The 23,485-nt window shown below is 60.9% G+C and carries 16 protein-coding genes; 7 read left to right on the top strand and 9 right to left on the bottom strand.

From position 1 onward, the window contains the following. The first annotated feature begins 2 nt into the window (after positions 1–2). Together AB3L03_RS09825 and AB3L03_RS09820 are read left to right on the top strand one after the other, a co-directional pair. Positions 3–1,109, top strand: a complete 1,107-nt coding sequence (locus tag AB3L03_RS09825) for an acyltransferase (RefSeq protein ID WP_085349972.1) — start codon at positions 3–5, stop codon at positions 1,107–1,109. Then, positions 1,106–2,200 (top strand): acyltransferase, encoded by a 1,095-nt coding sequence (locus AB3L03_RS09820; RefSeq protein ID WP_085349971.1) that lies wholly within the window; start codon positions 1,106–1,108, stop codon positions 2,198–2,200. The genes AB3L03_RS09825 and AB3L03_RS09820 overlap by 4 nt, the downstream gene beginning before the upstream one ends. A 22-nt stretch (positions 2,201–2,222) precedes the next feature. Here the strand turns inward: AB3L03_RS09820 and AB3L03_RS09815 are convergent, their stop codons facing one another. Next, the gene (locus AB3L03_RS09815) at positions 2,223–3,320 is read right to left on the bottom strand and encodes a glycosyltransferase family 4 protein (protein ID WP_368508483.1); all 1,098 of its coding nucleotides are present in this window, start codon (positions 3,318–3,320) and stop codon (positions 2,223–2,225) included. Positions 3,321–3,615: 295 nt separating this feature from the next. Here AB3L03_RS09815 and AB3L03_RS09810 point away from each other — a divergent pair, with 295 nt between their 5' ends. Continuing rightward, positions 3,616–5,073: a lipopolysaccharide biosynthesis protein gene (locus AB3L03_RS09810; protein ID WP_368508482.1), complete on the top strand. Its 1,458-nt coding sequence runs from the start codon at positions 3,616–3,618 to the stop codon at positions 5,071–5,073. Positions 5,074–5,092: 19 nt separating this feature from the next. Further along, positions 5,093–6,454: a polysaccharide pyruvyl transferase family protein gene (locus AB3L03_RS09805; RefSeq protein ID WP_368508481.1), complete on the top strand. Its 1,362-nt coding sequence runs from the start codon at positions 5,093–5,095 to the stop codon at positions 6,452–6,454. A 15-nt stretch (positions 6,455–6,469) separates the two neighbouring features. On the opposite strand, the gene AB3L03_RS09800 is transcribed toward AB3L03_RS09805, so the two are convergent. From AB3L03_RS09800 to AB3L03_RS09770, 7 genes are all read right to left on the bottom strand, one after another. Further along, the gene (locus AB3L03_RS09800; protein WP_368508480.1) at positions 6,470–7,627 is read right to left on the bottom strand and encodes an acyltransferase family protein; all 1,158 of its coding nucleotides are present in this window, start codon (positions 7,625–7,627) and stop codon (positions 6,470–6,472) included. A 194-nt stretch (positions 7,628–7,821) separates the two neighbouring features. After that, positions 7,822–11,733: an RHS repeat protein gene (locus AB3L03_RS09795; RefSeq protein WP_368508479.1), complete on the bottom strand. Its 3,912-nt coding sequence runs from the start codon at positions 11,731–11,733 to the stop codon at positions 7,822–7,824. Positions 11,734–12,211: 478 nt separating this feature from the next. Then, positions 12,212–13,603 (bottom strand): hypothetical protein, encoded by a 1,392-nt coding sequence (locus AB3L03_RS09790; protein ID WP_204513790.1) that lies wholly within the window; start codon positions 13,601–13,603, stop codon positions 12,212–12,214. Next, positions 13,600–14,874: a glycosyltransferase family 4 protein gene (locus tag AB3L03_RS09785; RefSeq protein WP_018458846.1), complete on the bottom strand. Its 1,275-nt coding sequence runs from the start codon at positions 14,872–14,874 to the stop codon at positions 13,600–13,602. The genes AB3L03_RS09790 and AB3L03_RS09785 overlap by 4 nt, the downstream gene beginning before the upstream one ends. Before the next feature lie 27 nt (positions 14,875–14,901). After that, positions 14,902–16,248, bottom strand: coding sequence for a glycoside hydrolase family 5 protein (locus tag AB3L03_RS09780; protein WP_231188823.1), 1,347 nt, complete (start codon positions 16,246–16,248; stop codon positions 14,902–14,904). A gap of 34 nt (positions 16,249–16,282) precedes the next feature. After that, positions 16,283–17,464, bottom strand: coding sequence for a glycosyltransferase (locus AB3L03_RS09775; protein WP_210350951.1), 1,182 nt, complete (start codon positions 17,462–17,464; stop codon positions 16,283–16,285). A 162-nt stretch (positions 17,465–17,626) separates the two neighbouring features. Next, positions 17,627–18,712: a glycosyltransferase family 4 protein gene (locus AB3L03_RS09770; RefSeq protein WP_368508478.1), complete on the bottom strand. Its 1,086-nt coding sequence runs from the start codon at positions 18,710–18,712 to the stop codon at positions 17,627–17,629. A gap of 381 nt (positions 18,713–19,093) precedes the next feature. On the opposite strand from AB3L03_RS09770, the gene AB3L03_RS09765 reads away from it, so the two are divergent. The 3 genes from AB3L03_RS09765 (at position 19,094) to AB3L03_RS09755 (ending at position 22,503) form a co-directional block, all read left to right on the top strand. Continuing rightward, a complete protein-coding gene (locus tag AB3L03_RS09765) occupies positions 19,094–20,101 on the top strand; it encodes an NAD-dependent epimerase (protein ID WP_026233673.1) in 1,008 nt (335 codons plus the stop codon). Between the two features lie 24 nt (positions 20,102–20,125). After that, positions 20,126–21,538, top strand: coding sequence for a mannose-1-phosphate guanylyltransferase/mannose-6-phosphate isomerase (locus AB3L03_RS09760; RefSeq protein ID WP_368508477.1), 1,413 nt, complete (start codon positions 20,126–20,128; stop codon positions 21,536–21,538). 74 nt (positions 21,539–21,612) lie between these two features. Further along, entirely contained in the window at positions 21,613–22,503 is an 891-nt protein-coding gene (locus AB3L03_RS09755) for an aldose 1-epimerase family protein (protein ID WP_085357447.1), read from the top strand. A 30-nt stretch (positions 22,504–22,533) separates the two neighbouring features. Here AB3L03_RS09755 and AB3L03_RS09750 read toward each other — a convergent pair whose 3' ends face one another. Then, positions 22,534–23,382 carry an MBL fold metallo-hydrolase gene (locus AB3L03_RS09750; protein WP_085349963.1) on the bottom strand — a complete coding sequence of 283 codons (849 nt, stop codon included), beginning with the start codon at positions 23,380–23,382 and terminating at the stop codon, positions 22,534–22,536. Between the last annotated feature and the right edge of the window lie 103 nt (positions 23,383–23,485).

Below are 23,485 nucleotides of genomic sequence, written 5' to 3'. Positions count from 1 at the left end.
CGATGCATAGACGGCTTGCATTCATCGATACGCTGCGCGGCATTGCCGTGTTGGCGGTGCTGTTCCAGCACGTGTTCGAGGTGATCGTCCAGAAGCACCCCACCGGCGCCTATTATTGGGTCTTCCACGATGCGATCGGCTACTACATGAACTTCGGCCGGTTCGGAGTCGTGCTGTTCTTCTTCGTCAGCGGATTCGTCATCCCGTTCAGTTTTCCGGACAGTGCTACTCCTGTGCGCGATTTCACGATCAGCCGCTTCTTTCGGCTCTACCCGGCGTACTGGACGTCGATGGTGATCGGGCTCGTCACGATGCAGGTGCTGGAGGCCAATGCCTACCCGTTGTCGCAGGTCATCGCGAACGTGACGATGCTGCAGACTTTCGTGAACATCCCGAACCTCTGGATCTTCTACTGGACGTTGGCGATCGAGCTCCTGTTCTATGTCGGATGCACCATTCTTTTCGCGATGGGATTGCTGAACCGGCGCTTTACTGCAGTTGCGATTGTCATTGCTGCGGCGCTGGTCGGGACCGCCGCAGCACTTCTGATCGAAAGCAGGACGGTGTCGTCGCTGATGGAGGTTGGGCTGAACCTTTCGGCGATGTTCCTGGGCAAGGTCATCCGCGACACCGTCATCGGCGGAAAGCTGCGATGGCCGCACGTCGCCGTTTGTACGGTGTTCTATGCGATCTTTGCCATCACGCTGGCGGAGAGGCGGTTCGGCGGCGTCTATCAGGAGAACTTCTTCTACAGCTATTCGATCGGGTCGGCTTATGTCTGCGCAGCGCTCGTCTTCATCGCGTTTGCGGCGTTCGGTGAGAGGATGGCCTGGCGCCCGATGGCGTTCGTGGGAACCATCAGCTATTCCGTCTATTTGATGTCGCCGTTCGTGATCGTCTGGATCCATCGCCTCGTCTGGCTCGGTGATGGACCGCTGGGATGGGCCGCTTTCGCCGCGCTGGTCGCAGCATTGTCAATTCTGGTCAGCTGGTCGACATATGCGTTCATCGAGAAGCCCAGCATCTCGTTCGGCCAAAGGTTCCGGTCGAAGCGCAGGAGGGCGGTCGTTCTCGAGCCGGCACTCAGCGCGCAAGGGGCAGCTGAGTGATCGAAAAAACGCGCCAGCCGAATGCCGGATACGACGGATCTTTCGTTCCCTCCGTCCAGGGACTTCGTGGCATTGCGGCGCTGAGCGTGCTGATGGATCACTTCTACGACATGCCAAAGGGAGGCGTGTACGACATTCCGGATCCGGGCTTCCTGCCGCCGCTCTGGCTCTGGCTGCAATCGGTGATCAATGTCGGCGGCCACGGTGTCGAGCTGTTTTTCATGATCAGCGGCTTCCTGATCCCGGCCAGTCTGGTGCGGCACGGCTCGCTGCCAAGGTTCTTCCTCGACCGTGTCCTGCGCATCATGCCGGTGTTCGTCGTGCTGCATCTCGCGTTGTTCGTGATTGGCCCGATCGTGGGCTACAAATTCTTCCGCGGGATCGATCTGACCGGTTATCTCGCGATCTTCACGGCCAATCTGTTCTTCGTGCAGGACGCTCTCGGCTTGCCCATCGCTCAGCAGAATGCCTGGACCTTGACTTACGAATGGGCGTTCTACATCTGGTTCGCGCTGACATTCTCGGTGTGGCGCATCGGAGGGAGAATGCTGGCGGCGCCCCTGATCTTGCTGGGCGTGGCCTGTCTCCTGCATTGGCCGATCACGGCGTTCTTCTGCATTGGCATGCTTCTCAGCGCCACGGGTTGGCGCATCTCCATTCCGGGACCTCTTGGCTTGATGGCGGGCCTGACGTGCGGGGTCGCCATGTACGCGAGCCTGGTGCTGTTTCACCCGTTCGTAGGTCTTATTCCGGGCCTTTTGCTGTTCGCCATGGTGCTGGCCCCGGACTCCGGTCTCGCCAGGGCGCTCAGCACGCCGGCCCTGCAGTATGTCGGCAAGATAAGTTACAGCCTTTATCTCGTGCACCCGTTCGTCCTGTTTCCGTTACAGGTGATCGGGCTCAAGCTCGTCGCTGTCGGTGTCGACCGCTGGCTGCTGTGGGCAGCATTCATCGTGCTGGGATCGTTGATGTCGCTGGTTGCAAGCGCGATCACCTACGAGCTGATCGAGGTGAGGCTGAGACGATTGTTGGATGGCGCGGTCCGCGGCATGTTCTTTCGGTCATTGAGCAAGATGGAACAGTCCGCCTAGAAGATCGCAATATAAGTCACGATCAGCTCACGGTACGGCCGGCAAGCTTGCGGTAGGATGGCAACAGGCCATCGGCGATGCGATCCCAGTTCAACTGGCCCGCCGCTGTCTGCCGTGCACCGTCGGTCAATGTCGCGGTAAGCGATTTCGAGGTCAGGACGCGTTCGAGCGCATCGGCCAAGGCGGCAGCATTACCAGGCGGGACCAGAAGCCCGTTCACGCCGTCTGTCACGACGTCAGGAATGCCACCGGTGGCGCTGGCGACGACGGGACGGGAATTCCCGTAAGCAGACGCCAGCACGCCGCTCTGCGTCGCATCCTTATAGGGCAGGGCGACCACGGTCGCAGACTGAAATAATTGTCCCGTATCCTCGGGCGAGATATAGGCATCGATCGTTTTGACCGTCGGCATGGCCTCCATGCGCGCGCCGAGCCGCGTCATCTCGGGACCGCGGCCCGCGACGATCGCTTCGTGCGCCACGCCGCGCCGGTCCAGCAGGTCGATCGCATCGATGAAGATGTCCAACCCCTTGTAAGCCCACATCCGCCCAAAAAACAGGATTCGTGCAGATTCGGGTTCGATGGCCGCGGCGCGCGTCGGGGGCACCATGAGCACGCCGTGCATGCTAGAGACGATTTCTCCATTAAAGTCCGGCGTCGCATGGCGGAAATCTGCAATGCAGCTCTCGCCGTGCGTCGTGACGACTGACGCTGCCGCGCGCATGCGCGCGCGCCAGCCGTCCTCGCGCGGAGAGGTGCCCGATCCGCCTTCCGAATGAGGAATTGCGTCGTGAACGGTCAGCACCAGCCGGATTCCAAGCGGACGCAGGAACTGGATCAGCTTGGATGTGTAGACTTCCGGAACTTCGTGACAATGAACCACGTCTGGACGAAACGAAATTATGTCCATGAATGAAGCTGGAATGCCGATGGCGCCGGCGCGGCGCAGGCTCAAATCGCGGATCCTTGTGTTGAAGGGTGTCGTCACCGCGATATCGGCCAGTTCCCACTGCTGGTTCGCATCCTTGCGGTTGAGGACGAGGCGAACATCGCAATGGCGCGCCAAGCCGGACGCGAGCCGGTAGGAATATTCTGCAAAATGCGGCGCGTAGATCGCCACGCGCAAGCGCCTGGAGTTGCGATTGAAGGCGGTGGTAGGCGAATTCATCAAGGCATCCATTTTGCATCACATCGCTGAGCCGGTTGGAGTGTAGTCCACGATTTGAACTCACTTCCACGCTAAATCGGATGATAGATGGTGCTCATCTGATTGCCATAACGTCGTCGTACTGCTGCGCGATTGCTGCCGCCATCGGGACGGAGTGGAAAAGGGCGACGTCACGCGCGGTCATCGATTCCCTGTTTGTCTAGCGGGCGATTGTGATTGGATCTGTCGGAATTGGGTCGATTTTTTGATGAACGTCACTCCGGGCAAACAACATCAGGTCGTGGTCGCGTTGTTGTGGTCGCTGGCGCAGAACTGGGGCGGCCGTGCGCTGTCATTTGTTCTGTTCTTGATATTGGCGCGGCTGCTCAATCCTGCGGATTTCGGTCTTGCCGCGCTGGTTGGCTTCATCCTGCTGCTCCTGAGCTCCATTTCCGAATTCGGGTTCGGTGACGCGTTGATCCAGCGACGCACGCTCGAGCCTGCGGACGTGACACTGCCATTTTTCTGCTCACTGGCGGCATCGGTCCTCCTTGCCGTTCTCATCGCCCTGCTGGCGACCGATATCGAGCGTTGGCTCGACGTGAAGGGACTTGCGCCGCTCTTGACGGCTGCGAGCCTCTCGCTTCCGATCGGTACCGCCACGCTGTTCCAGGAGGCGCTCTACAAGCGCCAGATGGATTTTCGTGTGCTTGCGCTCAGGACCATGGTGGCGACCGCGATCTCCGGAGTGGTCGGGATCGCCTGTGCCTATGCCGGGTTCGGTGCCCTCAGTCTCGTGATCCAGGTGGTCGTTCAGAGCGCGGTCAGCGGCCTGTGGCTCTGGAGCCAGCCCAGATGGCTCCCGATGCGCGGCTACGATCTGAAGAGCTTGCGCGAACTCTCCGGCTACAGCGTCCACGTCGTGTCGAACAGGCTGCTGGACTTCGCCATCGTGCGTACGATCGACATGATCATCCTGTCGCTTTATGGCGTCGCGGCCTTGGGCATCTACACGGTGGGCGCGCGGGTCTACATTATCCTGATGCAGTTGCTGACACAGGCGGTCATGGACGTCGCGCTGAGCGCACTGTCCAAGATCGCGCATGAGCGTCACCGTATTGCCGACGCCTATCTGCGAAGCGTGAGCCTCGGAGCATTGATTGGCTCTCCGGTCTTTGTGCTCCTGGCGGCGATCGCGCCGGAGTTCTCCCTGCTGCTGTTCGGCTCAAAATGGGCCGGCAGCGAAGCCGTGATGAGGCCGCTGATGCTCATCGGCGCGATTCAGACGGTGCAGTTCGTGAACAGCGCCTATTTTGGCGCCATGGGCAAGCCCAACTACGTCTTCCTGCTGAACATTCTCAAATTCGCCACGGTGGTACCCGCAATGTTCCTGCTGCCGTCGCACGACATTGGTCAGCTGGCCACCATCTTCGCTGTCGCGCAGCTCGTGGTGACGCCCGTGACGTTCGCGCTGGCGCTCAGGCTGCTGGGCCTGAGCTGGAACCAGTTTCTGCGGCCCGTCGCAGGCTGTCTTTGCGCCATCCTTCTGGCTTATGGCGCAGTTGCGCTATGCCGCGAAGCGACCCCGGACATGAATCCCTATTTGCGGATAGGACTGCTCTCGTCATGTTTCGGGGCGACCTATCTGATGAGCATCTTGCTGTTCTGGCGAAAGCAGCTGTTCTCCCTGATCGCTTTCGTCGTGAAGCGTGGTGCGACCGCCTGATGAAGACGAGGAAGACGTCGTGAAGCAATTGATTCCGGTACCCGTTCGCAAGCATCTCCGAGGCTGGCTCAACAGCGCGAAGAACACGCCCATTGCGGTCGATCTGCTCGAGTTGCGCAGGTGGCAGATCGCCAGGAAGGCTATCGGCGGCAGTGCCGCGCCGCGCAACAACCCGCGCCGGCTCGTCCTGCTCCCGTCCGACCCCTGGAGCATTCATCAGTCGCGCGGCGATGAGGCCATGATCGAGGCGGCCGTCGGCGAGATGAAGCAGGCCCATCCGAACATCGAGGTCTACATTGTCACCGCCACCAAAGCGGCAAGCGCGGAAGTGCGCGCAATGGGGTTCAAGCCGCTCGAATTTTGGAGGCAGCCGTTTTCCTATATGACGGTGGCGCAGGAGCTTTCTCTCACCAGGCCGGATTTCGGAATGGTTCTGGGGGCAGACGTGCTGGACGGCTACTATTCCCCCGTGGACGCCGCTCGCATGCTGCTCGTCGCCGATCTCATGGCAGGGTGCGGCGCCAAGGTCAGCGTGCTCGGATTCAGCTTCAACTCCCGTCCGGCCAAGGCATTGCGCGAGGTGTTTCGGCTGCTCGATCCCGGCGTGGTCTTGAATTTGCGCGATGCACTATCTCTTCAGCGCTTCAAAGAGTTCGCCCCGAATCGTGCGCACCTCGTCGCTGATTCCGCATTCATGCTGGTGCCACAGGCGGAGACCGCGGCTGTGAAGCAGATTGCGGCCGCGATTGCGGAGCAGCGCAGGCAGGGACGCGACGTCTTTGTCTTCAATATCCACCCGATGTTGTTCAGGAAATCCGAGCCGGCCAAGCTACGGCGAATGATCGAACTCGCGGCGAGCGCAATCGAGCGCATGTCTCGAGAGCATAACGCGAGCTGGGTGTTGCTCGCGCACGACTATCGTCCGGAGATCGCCGACGACAATTGCCTTCGACCGCTGGCCGGTCGCCTGAGCGCAGCGCTGGGCAACCATGTTCATCATGTCGAGCACGTGCTGTCAGCGAGCGAGATCAAGGCAGTCGTCGGTCTGGTGGACGGCGTCGTCACCGGCCGCATGCATCTTGCGATTGCGGCTCTCGGACAGGGAACGCCGGTTGCGGCGATCACATACCAGGACAAGTTCCAGGGCCTGTTCGCTCATTTCGGTGTGAGCGAATCGCTTCTTCTCTCACCTGAGCAACTGCTCGCGGGAGACAATCTCGAGAAGTTTCTGCTGAGGTTCCTCGGCGCCTACAAGACGGCTGGCGCGCAGGTCCGCAATATGCTGCCGGCAGTCATGGAGCTGTCGCGCGCCAACATCGCTCCGCTGCGGGGCGATGGTTTGATGTCGGTTGACGCGGTGTCCGACGGTAAGGTCGCCTGAGGGAGCGGGCGGACGTCAGTTGGCGGCCTGCTCCGTCTCGTCGAAACGCACGGACGTCTTGGTGACAGACGTCTTGTTGGTGGCAGGCGTCTTGGCGGACGATTGCACTTTGCGCGGCGATCCAAATCCGATGTCGGCCCCACGATTGATCAGCCGCCGCGCCGGGTTCTCGAAATAGGCATAGGTGCGATCGGCGATGATGGTCAGGATCGCGCAGCACGCGAGAGCAAAGAGGCCAAATTGATCCGGACGCAGACCAAGCGACGCCCACAACGGCTTGAATACGGCGATGAGGACGGCGTCGTGCAGCATGTAGATCGAATATGAAGTGTTGCCGAGCCGCCCGAGGAGGCGGCTGCCGGGAATTTGCACGAAGGCGCTCTCCCCGACGGCGGTGAGCAGGATCGCGCAGGAGAACAGAATGATGGCCAGATCCGGCTTGGCGAAGATGTTCAGGACAAGCACGGAGATCCCGAACAGGGCGACGCCGGCGAAGACGACTGGCTTCTGCCGATACGGATGCGACAACCTGAACAATATGGCGAGCAGGATTCCATTCAGGAAGCTCGGCAGCGCACGGAGCATCCCGTAGTCGTAATTGGCTCCATACATCTGCGATCGTTCTTGCCAGATCGGCAGATGGCCGTGGGCCAGGACCAGATAGAGCGCCGCGACGATGGCGGCCAGCACCAGCGGATGGACCTTGCGTGCAAGCAGCATAAGCAGCGGAAAGATCAGATAGCAGAAGAATTCCGCGCTGATCGACCAGGACGGAGAGTTGAAGCTCAAATGATCGGTAACGCCCCAGGCTTGAAGCAGCACGAGGTTGTACAGGAAGTCCAGCGGCGTCGACCTCGCCGATCGGTCCAGACCGAATCCGATCAGCAATACGAACACGAGTAAAGTCAGAAGATGCAGCGGATAGATCCGCGCAATGCGGCGGATCATGAACCGGGCATATGCCTTGAGACCACGCGCGTCAGACGGATAGGAATAGGAGATCACGAACCCGGACAAGATGAAGAACATGTCCACGAAAAGGCCATAAGATCCGTTCCAGACCGGTGCGATGCCGCTGTCGATGATCTTCAGGTGGAAAATGAAGACGCCGAGAGCGGCAACGAAACGATAGAAGTCGAGAACGACGAACCGTCTGGCTTCATTGGCTTCCATCGTGTGTCGAATTCCTTGCGTGACGCTACCTGCTGCTTAGCGGTGAATTGTGACGCAAGTTCGCTGGGCCGCGTTCGACGGCAGGCGGAATAGCCGTTATGCGGCTTATGCCTCGCGACAAGGCAGCCGCCTAATTATTGAACGGCGCCGGAACTTGCCTGAGCTAGTCCCGGCGCCTGAGATGTTCGCCGTGGTCAGACGAACAGGAAATCGTGGCTGGTCAGGCTGGCGACGTTGACGTTCTTCAGGAGGATCGAGTCGCTGGCCGAAAGCGTGACCAGGGCGTTCGCGCCAGACTGCGTGATTTGCAGATGGCTATAGTCCTGGGCGAGGAGCTTCGAGATCTCGATCACGTCGTGAGTGGCGGCGTTGCCGGCCTGGAAGTTGACGATCTGGTCTTGGCCGTGATCGTAGACGATCGTGGTCGAGCTCGGCGCCGCCGAGAACAGGTCGTTGCCGGCCCCGCCCTGGATCGTCACGCCGCTCGCAACCGCCGTGACGTTGTGTGTGCCGTCGGTTTTGGTGTCGTCGAAGAACTGGAGTGCATTGGCTGAATTGTAGTTTTCGTGCTGCGTCGTGCCGGCCTGTCCGTTGAAGTTGAACAGGAACACGTCCTTCGAACCGTCGGCGTTGTTGGCGATCTCCTGGGTCTTGGAACCGGAGCCGTCGTAGATGTCGGTCAGCTTGCTGCCGTCGTTGTTGATGACCTGGGTATAGTCCAGCGTGCCATCGGCATGGGTCCGGGTAAGCTCGACGATATGCCCGGAGGCATCGAGATGCTGATGCTGCGTGGTGTAAGACTGCCCCTTGATGTTGTAGCTCCAATTGTCCGACGTGCCATCGGCGTTGGTTATATACGCGGCGGTCTTGACGCCGTTGGTGTAGGCGGTCGTGGAGCTATAGCCGTCGATCTTCGTCGTCACCTCGCTGGTCAGAACGCCCTTGGCGTCGTACCAATCCGAGGTTTTGGTCCCGTCTGAGCTCTGGACAAGCGTGAAGGCGAGGCTGCTATCGGCGTGGGTGCGCACGATGTTAGTGAGGAAGCCGGTCGGATCGTAGCTGTCGTGCTCGTTCGTGTAGGTCTGGCCCACGATATTGAACTGGAAGACGTCCTTCGAACCGTTGGCGTGGTAATCGGTCTCCATCATCTTGACGCCGGAGGCATTGTAGTTGCTCACCACGCTGCTGCCGTCGCTATTGACGACCTGGCTGTAGTCGAGCGACCCGTCGGCATGCGTGCGGACCACTTCGGTCGTGACACCGGAGGGGTCGAGGTGCTGGTACTGCGTGGTATAGCTCTGACCTGTTATATTGTAGCTGTAATTGTCGTGGCTCTGGTCCGCATTGGTGATGTAGGCCGCGGTCTTGACGCCGTTGGTGTAGATCGTCGTTGCGCTGTAGCCGCTCGTCTTCTCCAGGACCTCACTGGTGAGGATGCCGCTGGCGTCGTACCAGTCCGAGACCTTGGTGCCGTCGCTGCCCTGCTGCAGTTTGAAAGCCAGGCTGCCATCGGCGTGCGTGCGAACGAGCGAGGTGAGGAAGCCCGCCGCATCGTAGATGTCGTGCTCGGTCGTGTAGGTCTGGCCGGTTATGTTGAGAAGCCAGATATCCTTGCTGCCATCGGCGTTATAGTCGGTTTCCTTCGTCCGCTTTCCCGCTGAGTCATAGTTGGTGACGACGCTGCTACCGTCGTTGTTGATGACCTGCGTATAGTCGAGCGTGCCGTCGGCATGCTTGCGGGTCACGGCCGTGACCTTGCCGGAGGGATCGACGTGCTGGATAAGTGTGCTGTAGCTCTGGCCGGTGATGCCATAGGCGTAATTGTCCTGGCTGCCGTCGGCATTCTTGACATAGGCGTTGGTTTTGACGCCGTTGCTGTAGAGCGTCGTCGAGCTGAAACCGTTGGCCTTTTGGACGACTTCGCTGGTGAGGCTGCCGGCGGCATTGTACCAATCGGTCGTCTTGGTGCCGTCGGTCGTTTGCACCAGCTTGAACGCCAGGCTGCCATCGGTGTGGAGGCGCGTCAGGGTCGTGAGAAAGCCGGTCGTATCGTAAACGTCGTGCTCGGTCGCGTAGTTCTGGCCCTTGATGTTGTAGGTCCAGACGTCCTTGCTGCGATCGGCATGGTAGTCGGTCTCGACCAGCTTGACCCCCGTGGCGCTATAGGTGGTGATCACGCGACTGCCGTCGCTGTTGTAGACCTGTGTCGAATCGAGCGAGCCGTCCGCATGGCTGCGGACCACGGACGTGACCTTGCCGGTTGAATCCAGGTGCTGGACTTGGCTCGTGTAGCTCTGCCCCTTGATGTTGTAGGTATAGTTGTCCTGGGTGTGGTCGGCGTTCTTGACATAGACCGTGGTCTTCACGCCGTTGGTGTAGATGGCCGTCGAATAATAGCCGTCCGGTTTTTGCACGACTTCGCTGAGAAGCGTGCCGGTGGTGTTGTAGGTGTCGGTGGTCTTGGTTCCGTCGGTAGCGAAATGGACGGAGGTGGTCTTTACGCCGCCGGTGTAGCCGATCGCGTCTTTGGACCCGTCGGTGTAGACGATCGTGGTCGAAGTGGGCAGTCCGCTTGCGTTCAGGCCGGTGTCCGCTTTCGACAGGAGGTTGCCGCTGGCATCATAGGTTTTCGTGCTGCTCCAGGTCGCGGCCGAGTTCGTGATCGAGAAGGAATGGCCGCCCTGGATCTTGGACAGCGCATTGCCGTAATGCGCGATCATAGAGTCCATCGTCGCTTTCGAAGCGACGGGCAGGACATGCGAGTCGGTGAGCGTAATGGCTTGAAGCGCCGTCGACGTACTCAGGTCGGACAGTTGCGGCACGATCTCGGCAGCCGTACCGCTGACACTGGTTCGGGTGTCCGGCGGAATCGGGGTGGTCGCAGGCGCGTCGATCTCGATGATCAGCGGGTGATCGCTGACCGGAATCGTAATGGTGCTGACGTCCGTGTAGCTCGCGATCGCGGTGGTCCCGGTCAGCGTGTCGTATACCTTGACCGAATGATGCACGCCGCCCAGGTTCACCGTGACCGTCTGGGTCGGATTGGAGATCTCGGCATCGGCCGCATCATTCCAGAGCTTCGGCTCCGCCCAAACGACAAGCTCGTAGGCGCCATTGCTTTTGCCGAGCACCATGCTGTTGCCCGAGGCCGGCATGTTGCTGAGGGTGTAGTTCAATGGATTAGTCGGCTGCAGGCCGCCTTTGCCGTCATCGGCCAGAATGCTCGTCAGGTTGTGAATTGCCGTCGCGGCGAGCTTCGGCGTTCCGTCGGAGTTGAATAGACCGAAGTTGGCTTCAGGATTGGTGTTGCTGGCGGACGAGTCGCGATCGAACATCTCGTAGAGATAGGTCGCACTCACGCCAGCCTTGTAGGCATCCACCAGGGTGTTCAAGATCGACTTGGCTTGCACCGTCTCGTCGACGCCGAGATATTGGGTGTTGGCTTGGGTGGTGTAGCCGGTCTCCGTAATCACGATGGGCTTTCCCGGCGCGGCGGTCGAGACGGCGCTCAAGGTGGCAGCAAGTGAGCTGCTGGTCGTCAAGCTGGTGCTGACATAGGCATGCGCATTGGCGAAATCGACCGAGCCCGACATGTTGCCGAGCTGGCTGTAGCCTTGGGGATCGTTGTAGGCGAGCGACAAATTGATGACGGGAATGCTGGAAAGCGTGCCGTCTGCCTTGACCGCCTGATAGAGCGCGCTTTGGAACTGGGCCGCGGCGCTAAGGCTCGAGCTGCCATTGTAGCTGAAGGGCTGGTGATTGGCCTCGTTGAGCCCCTCGATGGCGCTGATGCTGCCTGGATGGCTCGCCACGAACTTCTCGAGCGACACGATATACTTCTGGAGGCCGGCGGTGCCCAGCTGGGGCAGGGCGGACGACACCAGGAAGTCGAATTTGTAGCCGGCAGCCGCGAGCCCTTCAACGACCGGTTGTGCGGCGGGGCTGGTTCCCATCGCGTCGCGCAAATGGGTGACGCCAAGATACTTCAGGTCATCGACCATCAATGCGAGGTTATTGTAGTCGGTCCACCCGAAGCCGGCATGCGTGTTGACGCCGATGGAGTTGATGAAGCCGCTTGCGGAGAGGACGGTTTGATCTGACGACATTTCACACTCGAGTTTCTACGCGAACGAAATTGCTCGCAGGGATTTGCGTTCAACCTTCTCGATCGAGTGTGAATTTCAGATAAAAATCGGAGCTACAAATCGAGAGCGATCAGCAGTTCCTCGCAGGAACAGCTCGACTCTGATTCAAGACAATAACGATGTCGTGCCGACGCAGCATGACCTCAACATGGCGCTTCCAAGAATTCGCAAGGTTTCACTGCTGAATCTATGCGCATGTCGCGCTTCAATGATGCATGTGACTTGGGGCGCGGAGCGGTGAAACTGTCAGGTCGACCCGATGCGCTGGTAGAATTTTGCCAGCACGAGCAAATCACTCATTTCTCGTACTGGTTGTCAGTCACTTCGCCGCATTTTGAAGCGAAGTAGAGAGTTCCACGGTAGGAACTTCGCGGACGCGGGCAGAGCGTCAAGGGCGCATCTAGCTCCAAAGAAGGTTTGCAAGAGACCGGTCGACAGATCAGCTCGGGCGAGCCAGGAGGAGAAAGTTTCCGCGCCAGCCGACCGCCGCCGTGGCGATTGCGGCGATGACGATCTTTCCAGCAAGCCACGCCGCCGGTTCGCTCGGCGCATGACTGAGCGATCCGATCAGAATGGCGGCTGCGAGCGCCTGAAGCACCAAGGGCCAGCGCGGGAACGCATCGAACCTGAGGGTAGGGCCAAGCCCGGCCAAGATCGCCGCGAGCGTGGCGATCGAGGCGCAGGTGACTGCCGCTTGGGGTGACAGGCCGGCCCAGACGGCAACCAGGGAGAACGCCGCAACCATTGCAAGCTGCCCGGCAGCAACGAGGGCGAGCCTGGTCGCGAGCTTTTCCAGGTGGGGAACGACCGCGATCGTCGCCTGCAGGTGGGTATGGAGGAAGTAGAAAGCAGCGACCGCCGGCCCTGTCGCCAGGAAGCCCTCGACGCTCTCCCGCGGGACCAGGATGCGGGCCGCGTCCGGAATGAAGGCGACAAGCCCGCCCAGCAGGACCAGGGTCGTGCAGATCATGAACTCGAACATGTGCCGCGCCGATTGTCTCGACGTCGTGGCGCTCCCGTGCTCGAAATCATTGACCACTTCAGGATAACTCACGGTGTGGATCGCCGCATTGAGGACCCAGAAGGGACGTTGCAGCAGGTCGAGCGCAATGGAAAATCCTGCACCGGCTCCTGTGGCGCCGAGTCGCCCGACGACGATGATACGAAGCAGAACCGGCACGGACAAATGGATCACGGACGCGCCGGCTGCAAGCATGCCGTAACGCGAGAAGTCCTTCCAGTCAGCCAGCATTGTTCGCAGCGACACGCGATCCAGCGGCGTGCGATATGCGATGAGACCGGCAAGGAGCCCAAGCAGGTGACCCAATGCGATGCCGAGCAGCGTCGCTTCGGCCGTGCCTGAGATCATTCCGCCCGAGACGGCCCCGCCCAAAAGCGCTGTCGCACGCAAGGCAAGAAGGCAGGAGGCGGTTCCCAGCCGGTTCGACAGTCGTACCGACAAGAAGTACAAATCGGTCGAGCCCTGAAGCACGGCCACGCTCAGGCCGAGGACGACCAGCCGTGGCGTGAGGCCGCTGATCAAGGAGGCGCAGCTCCCGACCGCAACGAGCGCGCCGGCGCTCATGAGGGCCGCCGCAAAGAGCGACGATCTCAGTCGAGCAGCCTCGCTCTCCTTGGCGGCCGCAAGAAAGCGCAGCCCCGCGAGCTGCAGCCACTCGAACATGAGGACGCAGAGCAACTGGCTCGAGGCCATTGCGAGAGAATAATTGGTGTAGTCGGCGGCAGGCAGCAGGTGACTGATCACAAAGATCAGGATGATCGCTGCTGCGCTTTGGTAAACGTAGCCGGCGATCGCGAAGAGACGTGTCATCTCGGAATGAAGCTACTCTTTGCCACCGCATGCGCTTGTGGTACCCCGGCTATTGCCGGGCGCACGGACGACATCCGTCGCTGACGCAGTTGTTCATACAGGTTCTTGTACGACGACAATACGTCGGAAAAGATCCACTTGTTCGTGTCGGCGATAAGCCGACGGCTGATCTCGTCGATCTTGTGCGGGTCCGCGGCGATTTCGCGCATGCTCGTGGCCAGGGATTGTGGATCTGCTTCGGTCAACCACCCGGTTACGCCATGCTCGATCGCCTCCGGCATGCCGCCAAAGTGCGTACCGAGCAGCGGTCTGCCCGCCGCCTTGGCGTCGGCGACGACGAGCGGGCCGGGATCGTGCCAGATGGACGGAGCGACCACGACGTCGACTTGCCTGTAGAATTCATCGGGAGACACGAATCCCATGAACTCGACCCGTGCATGCGGCGCCAGTGCTCTCAGGCGCTGTTGTTCCTGATCGCCCAAGCGGCCGGCAATCATCATCCGGATCCGATCGGGCGGCAGCATGGCCAGCGCTCGCATGAGATTGTCGATGCCCTTCTCCTCGGTGATCCGTCCGATGAAGCCGAATGTCACTTCCGTCGTGCAGACAGGCCGCGGGTAGGGTGAGCGCGGCGGCTCGGTCGAGGCATTGCGGATGACGGTGCGGATTGGGGTCTCGGCAAACATGCCCATATCGGTGTGAATGGAGAGGACGCGCTCGCTGACGCCGACCACGGCATCGAGCCAATGCGTCGCCCGTTTGCGGTGGTACGTCAGGATCCCACAGCTCGTACAGGTGTGTTCGCAGGAGCGGCCCTTGTCGAAGCGGGAACAGCGTGGACACGTCAAATAATAATCATGAAGCGTATGCAGGACCGGAACTCCGAGCTTGGCGGCTACCCGCCAGATCGCCGTGGTCAGGCCCGATAAATTATTGGAATGCAGAACGTCCGGCTTGAAAGCGCGAATGCGCTCCGCGATCATCGGGGCCTGGATCTGCCAATCGTCGATCGCATGCCAGATGCTTCGTTTCACGACGTTCTTTTGCTCCGTGAACGGCGCATAGACGTTTTGCACCGGTGCGGAATAGACGTTGATACCGTTGCATAATTCACGGCCCTGCTCGGGTGCGGATGCGGCGCGCACCACCTCGACCTCGTCGCCGCGCTGAGCCAGGCCCTCGGCAAATCTCCGCGCGAAGATCTCTGCTCCGCCGACGATCTTTGGTGCCTGCGGGGTCGGATAAAGCGTGGATGTCAAAAGGATCTTCATCGCGTCAACCTCTTTGTGCCGATCCGATTACCGTGCCGGCCGTATATCCAGTGCGGGAATGGCGTCATTATTGGCGGCGATCAGGACCGGCGTGCTCGAAACCGGCAGCCAGATCCCGGAGGCTGGCCTTGCAGTTGCATCGCAGGGGGCCGCGAAAGTCGCGCCTGGCAGATCGCCTCTGATCCGGACCTCGTAGCGTCGATCCGGATCCTCGGACCAGACCGCGATCTTGCCGCCGGTGGTCGAGGATGCTCCGATCGACATCACCCCGTTGGCAAGGCTTCTTCGTTCGGCGGTTAGAGTGGAACGGACGAATGCCCAGGCGCCACGCGCCGCGCAGGCTACGGGTTTGGGCGAATTGTCGAAACCGTAGAGGCCAAAATTGTCCTCCAGCTCGGCTGGATTCTGACCACTATTTTTGAGCTCATAGATCCACATCCCCTTGAGCCAGCGCGCCGCTGTCGAGGCCCACAGGATGAGCTGTGCCGTGTTATCGGCCTGAGCCTGCTCGCTGACACCACATTTGTTCGCAGCCGTGGTCCAGCCAGTCTCGGTCACGTAAATGGGGAAGTCGGGATTGCCGCTCGCTTGGCCGACCAGTCGATGGAACGCCGTGAGCCGGTCGATAATCTCGGCCGAATTGCGCTTCGCCGGCGCCATGCAGAAATTGTAGAGATGAATCGAGGCGCCATCGGCGTATTGAAGGATGCCGGTTTGCAGCATCTTCTCCGTCCACGTCCAACCGGGATCGTCGCCGATCGCGCCGACGACGAAAGGTGCATTCGGCACCGCCTGCTTGACCGCGGGCCGTGCGACCTTCGCGAGGGCCAGGTAGTTGTCGGCTGAGAATGAAGGGTCCTTCTTGGCTGCCAGATTCCACTCGTTCCAGAGTTCGAAGATCGGGCGCTGCGGCGCGACCGATCGCGCGGCCGCTGCCGCATAGTCCGCGAACCGCTGCCGGGCTTCGTCCGTCGTCGGAGGCGACGAGTTCGGCACGAGGTGATGACCAAATGCAAGGATGAGGAGCGGCCGGGCGATGCCGGACTGAACCTGCGCGTCGAGCCTGCCCAACCGCGGCGTGAAGCCCATCCGACGTCCCGGCAATTCGAAATCAGACCAGGGAAAATCGTCGCGGAAGGCGTTAAAGCCCAGTTGCTTGATCTGGCTGACGTTCACGGAGGGCACGTAGCCTCGCGAACTGACCGGCCCTCCCAGTCCCTGATGGGTGCCGATACCCAACAGGAATCTGCTTTCAAGCGTCTGAGCCTGTTGAGCGCATGCCGGGACAGACAGAGAAACAGACGCGATGAGGCTCGCCATCCAGAGCAGCCTGTTGCGACCCAAGGTGCGGTGGCCTGCCATCGCCTGGATCATACCCGTCATCATTTCTCGCCTGCCGCAACTCACCTCAAAAAGGCTTCGAGAGGTCCGATTGCAGTGCCACGTTCTGCTCGACTCCGCTCTTGTTGTCGTCGAGGAGTTCGACATAGACCTGATGCAATTGGCGGTGTGTCTTCTGGACGTCATAAAACTGCTTGAAGCGATCGTAGCCGCGTTGCCCCAGGACCTTGAGATCCAGATCGAGCATCCGTCGGAAGCCGTCGATGAGAGGTTGAACCGCAACAGGTTCGCAAAGCACGCCGGTGACGCCGTCAACGACGATTTCAGGCAGCGCTCCGCTGTGGAAGGCCAGGATGGGCTTGGCCGCGCGCATCGCTTCCAGAGCGACGAGGCCGAAGGCCTCCCATCGTGACGGGATGACGACGAGATCGGCCGCCTCCAGCTGAGCCTCGATCTGCTGACGATCCAGCCAGCCTAGCAGCGAGACGTTGGCGGGAACCGCAGCTCCGTCGAACTTGTTGACCACGGAGGCGCCGACAATGCGAACATCCAGGACATCTTCGAGGGATCGTGCGGCCTCGATCAGGAGGTCGAAGCCCTTTTGTCGATCAAGACGGCCAATGAAAAGGACCTTGGCCTTCTTTGAAGTCCAATCTGTCGCAGCGCCGTACGGCAGTGGGCGGCTCTTGGAGATGCCATTGTGCACCAGGGTCAGACGGTCGGTCGGAATTCCCGCCCGGACCGCTTCATTGAATTCATCGCCGGAAATGCAGATGATACGATCCGACGTGCGGGCCAGAAGAGTCTCTGCAGCTTTTGCCGCCAGATGGCTCAGGCGGCCGGTCTCTCGCGAGAACGCCCAGCCATGCGGGCAATAGACGACGCGAGGACCTTCGGAACGAGCCGCCAACGCGGGCCTGAGAACGAGTCCGGCAAACGACGAATGGAGATGCATTACGTCGGGTTTGAAGGCGTCGAGCGCCTGCATGCTCGCCCGCAGCATCTGAAATAGTCCGGCGATGCTGCGGCCCGATCTGTCGAAGGTCGTGATCTGGCTGTCATCGATTCCGACGAGGTCGTGGCGATGATCCGATGGCACAACATAGTGCACGTTCTCCGCGCCGAAGCTCGCTTGCTGCTGCGGATGCAATTCGTTCAGGTAGCTCGCTATCCCACCCCGGATGGTTTCCGCGACATGCAGCACCTTCACCGCCTGCCTTGCGGAAGATTGAGTTGGGAAGATCGACATGGCGCATCCTTAATTGAGCATCAACGGATGCGATCACAATCCATCCAATCCATAGCGAGATTTGGGCAGCGGTGTGGTGTTGTTGCGCCGCGATGTCGAAGCTCTCTTGCTTCGAAGTCGAACGTACACACGGAACTCGTTGGATGGCGGCCGTTGTCGCCGCTATGCGCGCGACGCGAGAAAATCCAACAGTGCTCGCGCCGAGTCTTGCCACGAATATAATGCAAGACGATCTTGTTGCTTTCGGCGCTCCTGATCAGAGATTGCGCCGATTGCCAACCTTTCGAGCATAAGCTGTTGCAGCGCTTGAGCATCGTTGGCGCAAAAATAAGCAGCTGCTTCGCCGCACGTTTCCATCACCGCGTCAGCCGTCGAGGCTATGACCGGACAGCCGAAGATCATGGCTTCAAGTGGCGGTACACCGAAGCCCTCGTATAGAGAGGGAAAGACAAACGCCAGAGCGTGCGCATACAGAGCTGCAATCTCGCCATCCGCCAGGCGTCCTGCCAGAAGCAGGCCCGATTCGCTCTCGCCCAGATTGTCTTGAAATACCTTGCTGTTATCTCCGCCGACAATGACGAGGGGAACGTCCTTTCGTTCGAGCAGCCGCGCCGCCTCGATTGCAACGGCGAGATTCTTGTTCTTGGTTCTGGAGCCGACAAAGAGAAAATATTTTCCCAGCTGAAGCCCTAATCGTTCGAGAATACCGTGATCAGGCGTTGTGGACGCGAAATGCTCCGCGCTGTTGGGGAATATCGGAATGTCCGTTTTCGAAAGGCCAAGCATTGCAGCCAATTCATTGCGAGAAAAGGCCGATACGGTCGCGATCGTGGCCCGCCGTGCAAGCAGGCGGCCCATCGTGCGGTGGACGGCCAAATAGCGCCAATTGAAGAAATCGGGCCGGCGGAAGACCTGTGCGTCGTGGATGACGACGATATGATCGCCATGAAACACAGGTCCGGCATTGGCCAGACTGATCAGGCGACCTCCAGCGGCGGCGCGCGCAAGTTCAATCTGATCCCAGGCATGTCCGCTCAGCCGTCCTATCTTGCGTACCTTGATGTGGGCGAGATTGATCGCTTCGCTCGTCTCGCTCGGCACGAGCAATTGCCACTCGGCTCCTCTGAGGGCAGCGGGCGATTGGTCGGACGCAAGCAACGCATCGATCGCTTTGACCAGTTCGGCGGCATAACGCTGAACGCCGGTCAGCTTTTGCGAGAGAAAGCGGCCGTTGATGAAAAGCTTCAATTTTGTGCCGTTCGGGTTGTCGATGCCACAACGCGTGGGTCGCGATTTGTGCTTTCGAACCAAATGTGAGCACGGAAAGAAGCAGCCCGAAGGCACGAAATTATGACGGCATCGGTAGTGATCGCGCTGTTCGTTCGGCGCTCCCCGGGAACACTTGTTGAAAGTCTTGCCGGGCAGCCGGGAGCCTTTTATGGACGCGCGCCTGATGTTGCGTCGGCAGGCAGAGGGCGCTCCCGTCTGGTTAACTTGGGGAAGGCTGACATCCGAAGCGCCCGGCATTAAGCTTGCCGATGCGAGGGGGCTGTTCTCCAATGCTGAACCCTTGCCTCTACCGGTTCAGTCTGGCAATGCGGTATATGAGGACGGACAACGGAGTTTATTTTGGCCCCCGTGGTGGTTACCGGCGCTGCCGGCTTCATCGGCATGCATGTCTGTGAGCGCTTGCTTGCGCGCGGGGAACGAGTTGTCGGCATCGACGCAGTGACCCCTTACTATGATCCCGCGCTCAAGCGCGCTCGCCTCGAGACGCTCAAGCATGAGGCTTTCACGTTCCACGAGATCGACCTGGCGGATTTCGCTGCGGTGACGCGTGTGTTCGACGAGGTCTCGCCCGACCGCGTGGTGCACCTTGCGGCGCAGCCCGGCGTGCGCGCATCGATCGACGATCCCATCACCAGCATCCGCGCCAATTGTGATGGCTTCGTCACCGTGCTCGAAGCGGGCCGGCGCCACGGCCTGGCGCATCTCGTCTACGCCTCGTCGAGCTCCGTGTATGGCGCCAATCGCACCTTGCCGTATTCGACCGAGCATTCGGTCAATCATCCGGTCAGCCTCTATGCCGCGAGCAAGAAGGCCAACGAGCTGATGGCGCACACGTTCGCACATGTTCACAAGCTGCCGGTGACCGGACTTCGCTTCTTCACTGTCTATGGTCCATGGGGCCGGCCCGACATGGCCGCCTGGCTCTTCACGCGCGCGATCTTTGCGGGTGAGCCGATCAAGCTTTTCAATAATGGAAATATGTGGCGCGATTTCACCTATGTCGACGACATCGTCGAGGGCGTGATCCGCACCCTCGATCGCCCCGCGACGCCGAATCCCGCGTGGAACGCCGAGCAGCCGGAAAACTCGTCGAGCTATGCGCCGTATCGCGTCTATAACATCGGCAACAATTGCTCGGTCGATTTGATCGAGTTCGTCGAGACACTGGAGAAGATCATCGGCAAGCCCGCGATCCGCACGCTTTTGCCGATGCAGGCAGGCGACGTCCTCGAGACGCGCGCCGACATTTCGGCCCTGCAACGCGACGTCGGCTTCACGCCCTCGACGCCGCTGGCGGATGGCTTGGGCCGCTTTGTCGAATGGTACCGAAATTATCACCGCGTATAAACCCCTCTCTTGAGTAGCTCACACGTGTCCCAAAAAATTATCCCCCTGATCATGTGCGGCGGTGCCGGAACGCGGCTGTGGCCGGCTTCGCGCGAGGTGCGCCCCAAGCAGTTCCTGCCGCTGTTCGGCACGCGCTCGACCTTCCAGGACACGCTGCTCCGCGTCTCCGAGGCCTCGCTGTTCGATCGCCCGATCGTCATCACCAATGCCTCCTACCGCTTCATGGTGCTGGAGCAGCTCGCGGAAATCGGCATCGAGGCCGACGTGATCCTCGAGCCGATGCGGCGCGATTCCGGTCCTGCGATCGCAGCCGGCGCGGTGTTTGCGCAGAACCGCTCGAGTGAGGCGATCGTGCTCGCGCTCGCCGCCGACCACGTGGTGCAGGACAATGCCGCGTTCGTCGCGGCGTGCCGCCAGGGCCTCACCGCCGCGAGCGCCGGGCGCATCGTCACCTTCGGCGTCAAGCCGGAGCGGCCGGCGACCGAATACGGCTATATCAGCCCGGGCGAGGTCATCTCCGGCGAGGTGCACGCGGTCGCGCGCTTTGTCGAGAAGCCGGATGCGGTGAAGGCAGCCGACTACCTCAATTCCGGCTATCTCTGGAACAGCGGCAACTTCATGTTCCCGGCCAGCGTATTGCTCGACGAATACCGCAAGGTCGATGCGGCGAGCGTGGAGACCATCTCCAATGCCGTGACCAATGCCGGCCGCGATCTCGGCTTCGTGACGCTGGAGCCCGAGGCGTTCGGCGCGGCCAAGGCGATCTCGATCGACTATGCGGTGATGGAGAAGACCGCGCGCGCAGCGGTGGTGCCGGTGTCGTGCGGCTGGTCCGACGTCGGCTCCTGGCACGCAGTGTGGGAATTGTCGGACAAGGACGCGCAAGGCAATGCGTCGCATGGCAGTGCGGTGTTCGAGGATAGCCGCAATTGCAACGTCACCACCGACTCCGCGCTGGTCGCGCTCGAAGGCGTCGACGATCTCATCGTGGTCGCGACCGCGGACGCAGTGCTGGTCTCGCGTCAGAAGGATGCCAACGGGCTCAAGCGGCTGGTCACGAAACTCAAGGCGGTCGCACCGAAGGTCACCGAGGAGCACCTCAAGGTGCATCGGCCCTGGGGCAGCTACCAGTCGGTCGACAATGGCGAGCGCCACCAGGTCAAGCGCATCGTGGTGAAGCCGGGCGGGCGTCTGTCGCTGCAGAAGCACCATCATCGCGCCGAGCACTGGATCGTGGTCCGCGGCACAGCCCGCGTCACCGTCAACGAGACCGTCAAAAGTGTGCACGAGAACGAGTCCATCTACATCCCGATGGGCGCGGTACACCGGATGGAGAACCCCGGTAAAATCATGCTGGAGCTGATCGAGGTCCAGACTGGAAGCTATCTCGGGGAAGACGACATCATCCGGATTGAAGACGACTATCAGCGCTCTTGAGCAGAATGTCGCTCCAACATTCCGCGAACATTTAGAAATTGTCCTGCGAATTGCGATGATCGGAGCAGGCTACTATGACCGACGACACGCACACAATCCGCTGCGGCGGGCTCGCCGCGACCATCAAGGCGCAAGGCGCGGAGATGTGTTCGCTGGCGAGCGATGCCGGCATCGAGTTCGTTTGGCAGGCGGGGGCGGCCTGGCCGCGCCATGCGCCGCTGTTGTTTCCGATCGTCGGGCGTCTCGCCAGTGACGAATTGCGGCACCGGGGCAGGACCTACCGGATGACCCAGCACGGCTTCGCGCGTGACAGCCGCTTTGCGTGGGTGGAACGTGGCGAAAGTCGCTGTATCCTGGTGCTCGAAGACAGCGAGACGACGCGCGCGCTCTACCCCTTTGCGTTCCGCCTGACGGCGACCTATGCGCTCGACGAATCCGGTCTCGATCTTTCACTCGTGGTCGCGAACACCGGCAAGGAGATGTTGCCGGCCTCGCTCGGCGGCCATCCCGCTTTCAACTGGCCGCTGCAACCAGGACTGGCGAAGGAGAGTTACGCGCTGAGCTTCGCGAACGCAGAGCCATCCCCCGTCCGCCGTCTCGACGGCGGCTTGCTGCGTCCGGCAACGGAGCCGAGCCCGGTCCAAGGCTCCGTGTTGCCCCTGTCAGAATCCCTGTTCGTCGACGACGCAATCATCTTCGATCGGATCGCGAGCACTTCGGTCCGCTATGCCGCGGAGCAGGGCGCGTCCACCGGGCCGTGGTTGAAAATGTCATGGCGCGGCTTTCGCGAGCTTGGCGTCTGGTCGAAACCGTCGGGCGCGCCGTTCCTCTGCATCGAGCCCTGGCGCGGCTATGCCAGTCCCGCCGGCTTCGACGGCGAATTCACTGACAAGGCGGGCCTGATGCACATCGCGCCCGGGACGGAAGAGCAATTGTCATTTCGGGTTGAGGTTGGATCGTCCTGAGGCCGGACGGCCTTCGCGCATCTCAAGTTCTCAGACCTCGATCCGCGTGAGGTCCTCGCCGAGCACGACAGGACCCGCGTAGTCCCGCCTGACATCCGCGAGCAGCGCATTCAGCATGGAATCATCGGTGCGAGGCCGGTGATGAGTCAGCGCGAGCTTCTTAACGCCGGCCTTGGCCGCGACCTTGCCGACTGTATCGCCGCAGGCGATCGTGAATTTCGCAAGCCGGCGCAGGTGCTCGTTGTCGATCTCCGGCGTGGCGAGAAAGCAGCACTGGACCAGCAGATCGGCCCCCTCAGCCAGTCGTTCGAGACCGGGGCACGGCACCGTATCGCCGGAAATTGCGATGACCTTGCCTTCGGCCTCGAAGCGGTAGCCGAGGCACGTCCAGCGTGCGAGGAAGGCCGGCGACATGTCGAGGCCGTCGCCATGCGAGACGAGTTCGGCACTGATCTTCCAGCGCCCGGTGTCGAGAACGGGGCCCGGTATAATGTCGGTCGCGACGACAGGTTTCCAGCCGCCGAAGCTCGGCTCGCCCTGATCGCGCCAGGTGATGTCCTTGTCGTAGACCTGCGTGACCAGCGTATTGACGAGCCGTTCGGTATCCGGCGGTCCATAGATGCGCAGATCGTCCTTGCGCCCGTGCATCCATGAATTGAGCATCACGTCGTAGAGGTCGCCAATGTGGTCGAAATGGTGATGGGTGAGAAAGACCGTGTTGATGGAGCCGAGCGGCACGCCGGCCTTGTTGAGCTGCACCATGACGCCGCGGCCTGCATCGATCAGGATATTTTCCTCGCCGAGCCTGATCAGCGTTGTCGTCGCCATGCGGCGCGGGTCCGGGCGCGGGCCGCCGGTGCCGAGCAGGATGACTTCCATGGCGCCACCTCCTGGGGCAGACTTTTCGGGCGTTACAGTAGATTTGAAGCGGTTGGCGAGGCAAGCGTCCGTGGGACGGCCGTCAGCCCCCACAACAACCGCT

The organism is Bradyrhizobium lupini, from assembly GCF_040939785.1.
GTDB lineage: Bacteria > Pseudomonadota > Alphaproteobacteria > Rhizobiales > Xanthobacteraceae > Bradyrhizobium > Bradyrhizobium canariense_D.
This window is presented reverse-complemented; position numbering and strand designations above follow the sequence as displayed.